The organism is Pedobacter polysacchareus (assembly GCF_019802255.1).
Taxonomy (GTDB): Bacteria; Bacteroidota; Bacteroidia; order Sphingobacteriales; family Sphingobacteriaceae; genus Pedobacter; species Pedobacter polysacchareus.
Genome location: NZ_JAHYSS010000006.1, coordinates 121,041 through 133,326 on the forward strand (window position 1 = coordinate 121,041; position 12,286 = coordinate 133,326).

Sequence of the window (12,286 nt, forward strand, 5' to 3'; positions counted from 1 at the left end):
TCTTCATCAAGAAACCGAAAAATATGAAACACGAAAAGACTCCAGACGAGCAAGTCATCAGCCGCACTCCTTTTCCGGCCTCCAAAAAAATCTTTGTTCCAGGACAGCTTCATGACATCCAGGTAGCGATGCGTGAAATCACGTTAAGTGAGACTAAAATCCACAATGGTTTTGGCGCCACAAAGGTCAACCCACCGGTAACGATTTATGACACCAGCGGTCCTTACACTGATCCGAATGCAGAAATTGACGTCAAAAAAGGTTTACCAAGACTTCGGGAAACCTGGATCACCGGAAGAGCAGACGTAGATCAGCTGGATCAGATTTCTTCTGATTATGGTCAGGAGCGACTGGCAGACGGGAAACTAGACAACCTCCGCTTTTCCCATTTGAACAAACCCTACCGCGCAAAAAAAGGCATGAATGTGTCTCAAATGCATTACGCGAAAAAAGGAATCATCACTGCCGAAATGGAATACATCGCCATCCGCGAAAATCAAAGGATTGACCTTTTGAATGAACAGCTTGGTGCACAATATGGCGTCATGGCACACCAGCATCAAGGTCATAGTTTTGGCGCAAATACACCAAAAGGATACATCACCCCGGAATTTGTCAGGTCTGAAGTGGCTTCCGGCAGAGCCGTGATCCCTTCTAACATCAATCACCCGGAATTAGAACCAATGATTATTGGCCGGAATTTCCTCGTTAAGATCAATGCCAACATCGGAAACTCTGCAGTGACCTCTTCTATCGAAGAAGAAGTAGAAAAGGCCGTATGGGCTTGCAGATGGGGCGCAGATACGATTATGGACCTGAGTACCGGAAAAAACATTCATGAAACCCGCGAATGGATCATCCGTAATTCCCCCGTACCAATTGGAACGGTTCCGATTTATCAGGCTTTAGAAAAAGTAAATGGCAAAGCCGAAGACCTGACCTGGGAAATTTTCAGAGATACACTGATTGAACAGGCAGAGCAAGGCGTGGATTATTTCACCATCCATGCAGGTGTACTGCTTCGCTACATTCCTTTAACCGCAAAAAGAGTGACCGGAATTGTTTCCCGTGGTGGTTCGATCATGGCAAAATGGTGTCTGGCTCACCATAGAGAAAGTTTCTTATATACTCATTTTGAAGAAATCTGTGAAATCATGAAAGCCTATGATGTGGCCTTCTCTCTAGGAGATGGTTTACGTCCGGGCTGTATTGCCGATGCAAATGATGAAGCGCAGTTTTCAGAATTGGAAACTTTAGGAGAATTGACAAAAATCGCCTGGAAGCACGACATCCAAACCATTATCGAAGGCCCTGGTCACGTACCCATGCACCTGATCAAAGAAAACATGGAGAAACAACTGGAACATTGTTCTGAGGCACCGTTCTACACTTTAGGTCCATTGACTACAGACATCGCCCCTGGCTACGACCACATCACCTCTGCTATAGGTGCAGCAATGATCGGCTGGTTCGGCACTGCGATGCTTTGCTATGTGACGCCAAAAGAACACCTGGGTTTGCCGAACAAAAAAGATGTGAAGGATGGCGTGATCACCTACAAGATCGCAGCTCATGCTGCAGATTTAGCCAAAGGACACCCTGGCGCACAATACCGGGACAATGCTTTGAGCAAGGCAAGATTTGAATTCAGATGGGAAGATCAGTTTAACCTTTCCCTGGATCCAGATACCGCAAAAGAGTTTCATGACGAAACCCTTCCTGCGGATGGTGCTAAAATCGCACACTTCTGCTCGATGTGCGGCCCGAACTTCTGCTCTATGAAAATTACACAGGATGTGAGGGACTATGCCGCTAAGCAAGGCCTGGAAGAATCCGAAGCTTTAAATCAGGGAATGGCTGAAAAATCTAAAGAGTTTACAGCAAAAGGAAGTGAAATTTATTTATAAGTGGAACTGATTGTCATTTCAAAACCCAGCTTTTTTAAGGGGGAAGCGCAGCTGATCAACGAACTGTTTGACTTGGGCATGCAGCGCTTCCACCTCAGAAAAGAGGCGTCAGACAGGCGGGCTCATGAGGTACTGCTAAGAGAAATTAATCCTTGTTACCTGGAGCGTATTGCCTTGCACCAGTTTCATGAGCTTGCTGTTGATTTTGACCTCCACAGACTTCATTTTAAAGAAAAGGAACGGCTAGAGGGGAGACATGGTGATTTCACAATGAAACCAGAAATCACTTTAAGCACCTCTATACATTCAACAACTCATCTAACTGATTTGCATAATTTTAAATACACATTTTTTGGTCCTGTTTTTCAAAGCATCTCCAAGAAAGACTACCCAGGAATGATTCCAGCAGGTTTTAATCTGCACCAGATTGCTGATCCGAAAAAGCCGCAGCAAGAGGTTAAAAACCTGCCCCCATCCATGACAAAGGTAATTGCTTTGGGTGGGGTTACCGCTTCAAAAATCAGTCAGCTGCAGCAAATGAATTTTGATGGGGCAGCAGTTTTAGGGGCACTTTGGAATGCGCCGGAACAGGCCATACCAAATTTTAAAAAAATAAAACAAGCATGTCAAACCACAGCATAGTGCCATCGATAGACAGACCTTACGTGATCAGCATTGCTGGCTTCGACCCTAGTGCCGGGGCCGGACTGCTCTCCGATATGAAATGTTTTGAAACACATGGCGTGTACGGATTTGGTGTGTGTACTGCGCTGACCGTGCAGACCGATACCGAGTTCCTGAAAAATGATTGGCTGGAAAAGGAGCAAATCCTTGCACAGCTCAAACCATTGCTTGAAAAATTCCCGGTACAGGCCGTTAAAATCGGATTGATCAAAGATCTGGAAACTCTATCCGCAGTTTGCAATTACTTGAACTCATTCGATCCGAAGATTAAAATCGTCCTGGATCCCATTTTAAAGGCCAGTGCTGGATATAGTTTCCACGATTGGGCATCTGACTCGGTTATTTTTAAAAACGTCTTAAAACGCCTGTATTTGATTACGCCCAATTACTTGGAAATACAAGCCCTCATTGGCGCTGATCAAGAGGATCAAAAAGATGTAAAAACAGTAGAACAGCAATGCCTGAGCTGGTCGCTGGACTGCGCGGTTTTACTCAAAGGAGGGCACCACCCATTAACGCCGGGCACCGACTATCTGTTCCACAAAAATGAAAGACTGGAATTCCATTCCGGAAGTCCGGTTGTTTACCCAAAACACGGGTCCGGATGTGTCCTGTCTTCTGCCATTACTGCCCAGCTTGCTTTGGGTCATTCCCTTCAAAAATCTTGTCGATTTGGCAAGCAGTATATCGAGAATTTTTTAAACAGTAACACCAGCCTTTTAGGCTACCATAACTTATGATCGACAGACTACATTACATCTCCCAATCCAACGCTGAAATCAGCCATCTGGAAGCCATCGAACAGGTATTACATGCCGGTGGAAAATGGATTCAGCTGCGCGTAAAAAATAAGCCCGAAAACGAGGTTTTAAACCTGGCTAAAGCTGCAAATGACCTCTGCAAAAAATTTGCAAGCAAATTAATCATCAATGATTTTCCTTTGGTATCCAAGGCTTCAGAGGCCCATGGAACACATGTAGGAAAAAATGATATAAGCATCGTAAACACCAGATTATTAATAGGTAGCAATAAAATAATTGGCGCTACAGCAAATACTTTCGAAGACTTGCAAAACGCCGTTACAGCAGGTGCAAATTACATTGGACTAGGCCCCTTCCGTTTTACGAGCACAAAGCAGAACCTCAGTCCGATTTTAGGACTGGAAGGCTATAAAAAAATCATGGAACAGGTAAGAAATGCCCACATCAACATCCCGGTAATTGCCATTGGCGGCATTACTCCTGAAGACCTTCCGGCACTGCTGAAAACTGGTATTTACGGACTCGCACTTTCCGGTGTTTTAACCAATAAACCAGACATTGATCTGCTCATCAAACAGCTATATCAGGAGCTCCAAAACCAGCCCTCCTCTCACCTCTTAAACCCCAGCGAATCATGTTAAAAATAGCAGACAAAACCTTCCATTCCCGACTGTTTACAGGAACTGGAAAATTCAGCTCCAGCGCCATCATGGAAGCCGCTTTACTGGCCTCAGGATCAGAGCTGGTTACAGTAGCCCTCAAGCGCGTAGATCTAAACCATCCTGCAGAGAATCTATTGAAGCACCTTCATCACCCACAGCTCCACCTGCTTCCTAATACTTCCGGGGTTAGAAATGCTAAAGAAGCTGTTTTTGCTGCCCAAATGGCCAGGGAAGCCCTGGAAACCAATTGGATTAAACTGGAAATCCACCCAGATCCAAAATACCTGATGCCAGACCCGATTGAAACCTTAAAGGCTACAGAAGAACTGGCTAAACTGGGTTTTATCGTACTGCCTTATATCCATGCAGACCCTGTTCTCTGTAAAAGACTAGAAGAAGTAGGAACGGCCGCCGTCATGCCATTAGGCGCCCCTATAGGCAGCAACAAGGGCTTAAAAACCATAGACTTCCTGGAAATCATCATTAGTCAAAGCCAGGTACCAGTAGTGATAGATGCCGGAATAGGCTCCCCTTCTGACGCTGCAAAAGCCATGGAAATTGGAGCAGATGCAGTACTGGTCAATACCGCAATCGCTGTTTCCGGAAATCCGGTATTGATGGCTGAGGCTTTTAAAATCGCTGTAGCAGCAGGTAGAATGGCCTACCTCGCCAAATTAGGTCAGGTTAATTCACAGGCTGTTGCCAGCAGTCCACTAACGGCTTTTCTTGAAGATGAGATTTAACGAAATTTTCCAAAACCAAAGCTGGGAAGAGACCAGCAGAAGTATCTATGCAAAGACTTCAATAGAGGTAGAACAAGCTTTAAATGCTTCAAAAAGAACATTGGAGGACTTTAAAGCCCTAATCTCGCCTGCGGCGGCTCCTTACCTGGAAAGCATGGCAAAATTGAGTCAGGAGCTTACTTTGAAGCGATTTGGCAATACCATACAGATGTATGTACCGCTTTACCTGAGTAATGAATGCAATAACATCTGCACTTATTGTGGTTTCAGCTATGACAATAAGGTGAAACGTAAAACACTGAGCCCTATGGAAATCATGGAAGAAGTGGCTGTTATTAAGGAAATGGGCTACCAGCATGTGTTATTGGTGACCGGCGAGGCCAATCAAACCGTTCATACCGATTACTTTAAAAAGGTATTAGAGCTGATCCGTCCTCATTTCGCACATATTTCTATGGAAGTGCAGCCTTTAGACCTGAGCGATTATCAGGAGCTGACCCCTTACGGACTCAACACCGTACTGGTTTATCAGGAAACTTACCATGAGGAAGATTACAAAAAACACCATCCAAAAGGCAAAAAATCCAATTTTCAGTACCGTCTGGACACCCCAGACCGTCTGGGCGAAGCAGGAATCCATAAAATGGGATTGGGTGTACTGATTGGATTGGAAGATTGGAGAACAGACTCTTTCTTTACCGCACTCCATCTGGATTACCTGGAAAAGAAGTACTGGCAAAGTAAATACAGCATCTCTTTTCCTAGATTAAGGCCATTTAGTGGTGGATTAGAGCCTAAGGTAGCGATGAATGATCGCGAGCTGGTACAACTCATCTGCGCCTACCGTCTATTTAATGAATCAGTAGAACTGTCGATCTCTACCCGGGAATCGGTCAGCTTCCGCAATCACATCATCAAACTTGGCATCACCTCTATCAGCGCAGGTTCAAAAACCAATCCCGGCGGCTATGCGGTGGAGCCGCAATCCTTAGAACAATTCGAAATATCTGATGAAAGAACCGCTCCTGAAATCGCCGAAATGATTCATAAACAAGGCTATGAGGCCGTATGGAAGGATTGGGACTTGAGCTTAATGAAATAAACCCATGGAAAACGAAAGACTTAAAAGATACCACAGGCAAATACTACTGGAAGAACTGGGCCTGGATGGACAGCAAAAACTACAGAAAAGCTCGGTGTTGATCATTGGTGCCGGTGGATTGGGCTGTCCCCTCCTATTCTACCTTGCCGGGGCAGGTATCGGCAAAATTGGGGTAATGGACGGGGATTGGGTGGAAGAAAGCAATCTCCACAGACAGGTTATTTTTCAGCAGCAAGATATAGGAAAAAACAAGGCTACAACTGCTGTGGAGCGACTAAACTTACTAAACCCAACACTGCAGCTGCAGGCTTTTCCTTTCCATATCTCGCCGGAAAATGCAGCCCAATCCCTAGCAGACTATGACCTGATCATTGATGGTTCAGACAATTTCCCAACGCGTTACCTGGTCAATGATACCTGCGTTTCCTTAGGAAAACCATTGGTTTTTGGCTCTATTTTTCGCTTTGAAGGGCAGGTTTCTGTATTCAATTATCAGGGAGGCCCCAATTATCGGAATTGCTATCCGGAAGCTCCCGGCATTCAGGACAGTCCAAATTGTGGAGAAAGTGGCGTAATTGGCCCCTTACCGGGAATCATTGGCAGCATGATGGCCAATGAAGCCATAAAAGTGATTTGTGGTTTTGGCGATGGTCTTTCCGGAAAACTCCTTATCTTCAATGCACTAAATAATGATATGCAGCTCTATAACATTCAACCAGAAAACCGGGTCAGCCCAGACAACCAGGTCCCTAAGCCCAATCAGAAGAAATCCATCGTATACGAGGAAATCTTTCCAAAAGAACTATTGGAATGGGAAGAAAACAAGGTGGAGTATTGCTTGATAGACGTTCGGGAAGCCTTTGAATTCGAGGAAAAAAATATCGGTGGGATTCACATTTCACTGTACGATCTTGAAGCTAGAATTGACGAACTTCCTTTTCAAAGCAGACTGGTATTTTGCTGTACTTCCGGTGCAAAGAGCAGGATGGCCACTAAAATCGTAGGTCCAAAAAGAACAGAGGAACTGTTCGTTATCAGCCTGTTAAAGCAATAGACCTAAAGTTTATATTTCCTTAAGGTCTGTCCGATAATAGCAGAAGAAAAAATAAAGACAATAGCTAGCTAATAGCAACAGACTGTAAGGAACAGCATAGCCTGACAGGATCACAAACATGCTGACAAAGAAGAAAGCCAGCAGCCATTTGAAGTAGCGGTCCAGGTCTAATTTGATCCAGTACAACACCATTCTTAAGCTCATCAATCCAGCTACACCAAAGCCTAGTCCGACTATAAATGGCCAGAACTGCCCATCAGATTTCAGCAGGTAAAATAAGATTTCGGGAATAAAAAGAACCAGAAACACGAGCAGCGTATGTCCCATTCGCGTAATTAACCTGATGGGCAAACTTCTGCTAAAGGACAACTGATCTGTTTCCTGTTTGAGCATCACCTGGATCAGCATACTATGTGCCAGCACTGCGGCCAATATACCAATCAAGGCCACCCTCAGGTCTTTCGAGACATCATTGAACATCCACATCACTACTGTAAACATCGTAAAGGACAGAATTTTACTCAAAAATAGCATGAGTGTCTGCTCCGTAAGGAGGTAGTATAAAGGCCATGTCCAGTAAGGTTTCTTCAATTGGGGGCAAGGGAAGACAAAATAAACCTTGACTGGAACATGGCTATAATTAATGACCCGGAACATATACCCGGATACGGCAGTTAATAACAAAACCATCACGCTGATGATGATTAAAACAGCTGCAAAGGCCTTTTCAGCCAGTCCAACATAAATTAAAGGCAGCACATAAAAAAGTATTGGCAATAATAGTACCGCATATACCTGGAACCATAATATGAATTGTCTTTTTTTTACTGTAGTCGCCAGCAGCCTTAAGAAATGATATTGCTCCAGCTTCATTTGTTTTCTGATGAAAAACAGACATTTGAGGAGATAGAGCGCCCAAAAACAGCATACTGAAGCCAGGATAAAGGGCGAAGCATACACCATAAGCATTAATGTTTTATGGTAGCTCAGCAACTGTGAGGCTTCTACCACACCAAAAGCCAAATAAAAACCAAAGAGAAAAAGATCGGCATGTGCCGCATAGAACTCTTTAATTAAGGTTTTTAAAAGCAGTTTTAGCATGATTGGATCCGACGGTCTACAATTTGAAACACTTGTTTTATAGGCAAATGATTCATTTCCAACTCCTGGTGAGAGGAAAGCAAAAAGGAACAGCCTTTCTCCTGGTAAGTACGAATCAGTTGATAGAGTACCTGCGCAGCGGCTGTATCAATGGTAATCAAGGGTTCATCGAGTATATAAAGCTGCACCTCTCCTACAAATGCACAGATTAAAGATAGTTTTTTAAGCATTCCACTGGAATAACTGCCTACCTTATGGTCCATAAAACTACTCATCCCTAAAGCTGCGATCAGGGACATGGAGGCTTCAGGATTTGCCTGACGAACATCGACATGGTAATTGAGCAATTCATTTCCGGTGATAAAGGAAGGATATTGAGGCTCCGCCTCCGCATAACTGATCATCGACCTATACGCAACCGGCTGATTTTTAAGGCCAATGTCATTTAAAATCAAGCTGCCTTCGAAAGGAGTTTGTCCGGAAATCATTTTAAATAGCGTGGTCTTACCGGTACCATTTCCGCCTTTAATCCAGTAGACACCCTGATCCAGCTCCCATTTCTCAAAAGAAAAGATGGCATGGCTCCCGTACTTTTTATCGATATGGTGTAAGGCTAGTTTGATCAACTTCGTTTATTTTTTGCATTTAGATGTACGTATCATGGATATGTTACTGCCTATATCGCTACCTTTGCAAAAATGCCTGCAAGAAAATGATAGAAATAGGAAGATATAACGATCTAAGAATTATAAATAAAACCGAAAACGGCCTCATCTTAACGGAAGGTGATAAAGAAGTACTTTTACCTTATGTAGATGTCCCTAAAAACATCGAAATCGGAGAGAACATCAACGTTTTCGTATATATGCACAAAGATGGCCGATTGATGGGAACCACCAAAAGACCTTTCGCTTGTGTAGGTGATTTCGCTTACCTGACCGTTGTTGATGATGGTGAAGATGGTGTTTTCATGAATCTTGGCATCGATAAAGACATCTATGTTCCTCAACGTGAGCAGAAACGCCCCATGTTTAAAGGAGATAACCATGTGGTTTATGTGTACCTGGACGAGAGTAATGACCGTATGGTAGCCTCTTCTCGCTTAACCAATTATGTTGAAGATCAGGACATCGACCTGGAAGAAGGCGATGAAGTGAGTTTATTAATCATTGACCGTTCTGATTTAGGGTACAATGCCATTGTAGACAATAAATACATTGGTTTACTCTATACCAATGAGCTTTTTGACCAGTTATCCCCAGGAGAAATCAGAAAAGGATGGATCAAAAAGATCCGTGTAGAAGGTAAAATCGATTTGAGCTTACAGCCAATGGGTTACGGCCACATCCTAGAGAACAAAGACGTCATCCTTGATGAATTAAAAGCCTGTGGCGGTGTAGTTCATTTAGGTGACAAAAGTGCTCCTGATGACATTTACGACCGTTTTAAAATTAGCAAAAGTGCTTTCAAAAAAGTAATTGGCGGTTTATACAAAGACCGTTTAATCACGATCTCTGACCACGAAATCAAGTTATTCGTAGACGAAGAAGCAGATTAACAATAGTTACAGTGCATAGAAAAGCCGGTTATTTATATAAATAACCGGCTTTTCTATTTTTAGCGCTGTATATTTTCCCTACAGATCATTCGCTAATTAGAAGTTAAAACCAACAGAGAAATAAGGCATGGTTGCTTCTTTAGAGAAGCCCAATGTGCCTTGAATCAGGAATTGATTGCCTGGCATGACGTATAATCCGCCACCATAGCCCTGATGCCATCTGCTGCTCGATTCTCCTGGCTGCCATACCCTACCCACATCATTAAATGCTATCATTCCCACTGTTCCTGGCACCAGGTAAGAGGTGAAATTAAATAGCTTCAACCTCAGGTCCAGGTTATGGTACAAGCCTGTTTTCCCTGTGAAACGTCTGCTATTGAAGCCTCTAAGGCTGTTTACCCCCCCAAGCTGAATGTGCTGAAAGAATGCAGGATCTCCTACTGTAGTTCCAGCACCAATTCTGTTGGCAATCACGAGGCCCGATTTTCCTGGGTTCCAGTAAAAGCGGAATTCCGTGTTCAGGATGCCATATCGCTCATCGCCACCATTCACACGCTGCTGTGCGGAGAGGGTGGTTTTCCAGAAAACACCCTTTGTAGGAATCGCGATATTATCACGGGTATCATAAGACCAGCCAGCAGTTAAACCTACATAAAAGCGGTTAGAAAACACTTCCTCTTCTGGGTGTAAAGCATCATAATCATTCAAAAAGCGCTCTTCGTTTTTCTCGCGGCTACTGGTATAATAAGACAACAACAACCCACCTTCTACGGTCCAGGACTGATCTAAGACTCTTTTTAGTTTGATATTGGCGTTCAGGTAATTGTACCTATTGCGGTAATAAGAGATACCGTCTTCCCGATCCTCGCCGTTTGGCAGGTCTTCATCGTGGTCATCTTTTTGATAAATTGTATTGTTTCCTAAACCAAAGAAGTTACTCAGGTTATTTGGGCCCAGCATATTGATCCCAATATTAAGGTCGTTATTGCCAATTACCTTTTTAAAATCACCAGTATAGTCTAAAATAAAAGACTTTCTACCCGTAGAGTAATGTGCCCAGATCTCTTGTTTAGAAGCATAAGGCGACTTTCTGAAGCCTTGTTTTTCAAAAATATAACCTACTCCAAGCTGGATTCCCTGGTCAATATTGTAATTCCCATCTACAAGCACACCTTTCCTATCGTATAAGAATCCGTTTTTATTGAACTGGTTGACTGCCGAATCTCTGGCTAACCTTAGCTTCGCATAACCTTTTGGAGGAAGAACATTGGTCTCATCAGAACGGTCATAGATAAACAACCCTGATTTGTTAGGCACATTTTCCGATATTTTAAACTCATCCACCTCATCTCCACCGACCATTCTTACCTTAATCGGGGATTCATTTTTTCCATGCACATCGAAAACATCCTTTCCACCTAGTCCGAATAAACGGATTTCCTTCGTTACCAGCGGATCGAAACTGCGGTTAAAAAAGCGGCGGCCTTTAGTTCCATCTTTCTTAATATTGAAGATATGGACGCGAACTTTGCCATCTTCCTCTTGCTTCACATCAAAATATTCTGTTTTATCAGAAGCAGGAATATCTACATTAATTGACAGGAAACGGTAGTAACGTAAGGCCAATTCTTCCAATTGATTCCTTCTGGAGGTAAAATTGGTAATCAGCTCCTCACCACATTGTTTAAAGATAGGATCAGGCATTTCTCTGAAAGCTTTCGCGATCAATTCGTCCGTCATTTCCGTCTGCACTAGTTTTACGGCTTCCTTCCAGTCTTCTTCATTCAGTTCATTTAAGAAGTAGCGATCGAAATACCTTTCGTTAAAGTTCCAGTATTCCACCTCTCTGATCGTTGGAGAATAGGGCTGTAAATGGGTTTTAAGCCATTGGTGATTCAATATCCAGGGGAAAACGCCGGATGTTTTATAGAACACTTTATCCCGATCACGAGGTACCGGTGTATAGGTCGTTCCGTCTGGGGTTTTATCTGCAGCCCAGCGCCAATTGTCTTCATGCCTATCCCAATCGCCCAGCAGGAAGTCCAGCAAACGTGCCCTAAGCGTCAGTTTCTGGTCTGCTTTGGTATCATTGTCCTTTTGGATTTTCTTTTGCACCTTCTCTGTATTGTCAGTTTTCTCCTCTGAAGGGGATCTTTCTTCGAATATATAGGCTGCATTGGCAAATTCTTTACGATACGCTCCAAGTCCGGGATCATCAGCAACATAAACCATCTCCGGTTTTGCATGCGGCAATTCCAACGCGGCAGCCAATGGCGGCACAATTAAGGCTGCAAAAGGATGGTTGGTAGAGACCTGATCCTGAGTAATATCTTTGGCGATGGTGGCCCTCAGATTTTCCGGCAAACTCCGGTCTGCGTACTTCTGCACCGTTCTCAGCACCCATTCTTTACCTGTTGGATCTACCAAACGTAAGGAACGGGTTTGCATACCACCACCTAATTTTATGATTTTTAGTCCACCTTTTTCCTTTTGGAGGTCCATGATTCTTAAAGTTACCGGCGTTGCCCATAACTTCCGGTAGCTCTCTCCAAGCCAAAAGCGGTGAAAACTACTTACTTTATCGTATTCAGGGGCGATGGCCACCGTAATAGAGTCTGATTTTAATGTCTGTTGTGCGAAAGTCACAGCAGGGATGGCTCCAAGCGCCATATTCATCATTAGTGCCGCTTGCAGCTCCTTTTTAAAACGCATAT

At 43.6% G+C, this 12,286-nt stretch carries 11 protein-coding genes; 8 read left to right on the forward strand and 3 right to left on the reverse strand.

The genetic code is table 11. The annotated features are described in order from the left end of the window. Window positions 1-23 precede the first annotated feature (23 nt). Genes thiC through K7X70_RS18020 form a run of 7 tightly spaced genes read left to right on the forward strand, consistent with a single transcriptional unit; the run spans window position 24 to window position 6,913 of the window. Window positions 24-1,907 (forward strand): phosphomethylpyrimidine synthase ThiC, encoded by a 1,884-nt coding sequence (gene thiC, locus K7X70_RS17990; protein WP_222538378.1) that lies wholly within the window; start codon window positions 24-26, stop codon window positions 1,905-1,907. Next, window positions 1,908-2,549 (forward strand): thiamine phosphate synthase, encoded by a 642-nt coding sequence (locus tag K7X70_RS17995; protein WP_222538379.1) that lies wholly within the window; start codon window positions 1,908-1,910, stop codon window positions 2,547-2,549. Next, the gene (locus K7X70_RS18000; RefSeq protein ID WP_222538380.1) at window positions 2,531-3,331 is read left to right on the forward strand and encodes a hydroxymethylpyrimidine/phosphomethylpyrimidine kinase; all 801 of its coding nucleotides are present in this window, start codon (window positions 2,531-2,533) and stop codon (window positions 3,329-3,331) included. The genes K7X70_RS17995 and K7X70_RS18000 overlap by 19 nt, the downstream gene beginning before the upstream one ends. Continuing rightward, complete coding sequence (locus K7X70_RS18005; protein ID WP_222538381.1) at window positions 3,328-3,993, forward strand: thiamine phosphate synthase; 666 nt, start codon at window positions 3,328-3,330, stop codon at window positions 3,991-3,993. The genes K7X70_RS18000 and K7X70_RS18005 overlap by 4 nt, the downstream gene beginning before the upstream one ends. Then, window positions 3,987-4,757, forward strand: coding sequence for a thiazole synthase (locus K7X70_RS18010; RefSeq protein WP_222538382.1), 771 nt, complete (start codon window positions 3,987-3,989; stop codon window positions 4,755-4,757). The genes K7X70_RS18005 and K7X70_RS18010 overlap by 7 nt, the downstream gene beginning before the upstream one ends. Further along, a complete protein-coding gene (gene thiH / locus K7X70_RS18015; RefSeq protein WP_222538383.1) occupies window positions 4,747-5,859 on the forward strand; it encodes a 2-iminoacetate synthase ThiH in 1,113 nt (370 codons plus the stop codon). The genes K7X70_RS18010 and thiH overlap by 11 nt, the downstream gene beginning before the upstream one ends. Window positions 5,860-5,863: 4 nt before the next feature. Continuing rightward, window positions 5,864-6,913, forward strand: coding sequence for a HesA/MoeB/ThiF family protein (locus tag K7X70_RS18020; protein WP_222538384.1), 1,050 nt, complete (start codon window positions 5,864-5,866; stop codon window positions 6,911-6,913). Between the two features lie 9 nt (window positions 6,914-6,922). Here K7X70_RS18020 and K7X70_RS18025 read toward each other — a convergent pair whose 3' ends face one another. Both K7X70_RS18025 and K7X70_RS18030 read right to left on the reverse strand, forming a co-directional pair. Beyond that, entirely contained in the window at window positions 6,923-8,014 is a 1,092-nt protein-coding gene (locus K7X70_RS18025; protein WP_222538385.1) for a hypothetical protein, read from the reverse strand. Beyond that, window positions 8,008-8,640, reverse strand: coding sequence for an ABC transporter ATP-binding protein (locus tag K7X70_RS18030; protein ID WP_222538386.1), 633 nt, complete (start codon window positions 8,638-8,640; stop codon window positions 8,008-8,010). Before K7X70_RS18030 ends, K7X70_RS18025 begins: the two co-directional genes overlap by 7 nt. Before the next feature lie 86 nt (window positions 8,641-8,726). Here K7X70_RS18030 and K7X70_RS18035 point away from each other — a divergent pair, with 86 nt between their 5' ends. Then, on the forward strand, window positions 8,727-9,572 hold the full coding sequence (locus K7X70_RS18035; RefSeq protein WP_222538387.1) for a CvfB family protein: 846 nt from the start codon (window positions 8,727-8,729) through the stop codon (window positions 9,570-9,572). A 96-nt stretch (window positions 9,573-9,668) separates the two neighbouring features. Here K7X70_RS18035 and K7X70_RS18040 read toward each other — a convergent pair whose 3' ends face one another. After that, complete coding sequence (locus K7X70_RS18040) at window positions 9,669-12,284, reverse strand: BamA/TamA family outer membrane protein (protein ID WP_222538388.1); 2,616 nt, start codon at window positions 12,282-12,284, stop codon at window positions 9,669-9,671. Between the last annotated feature and the right edge of the window lie 2 nt (window positions 12,285-12,286).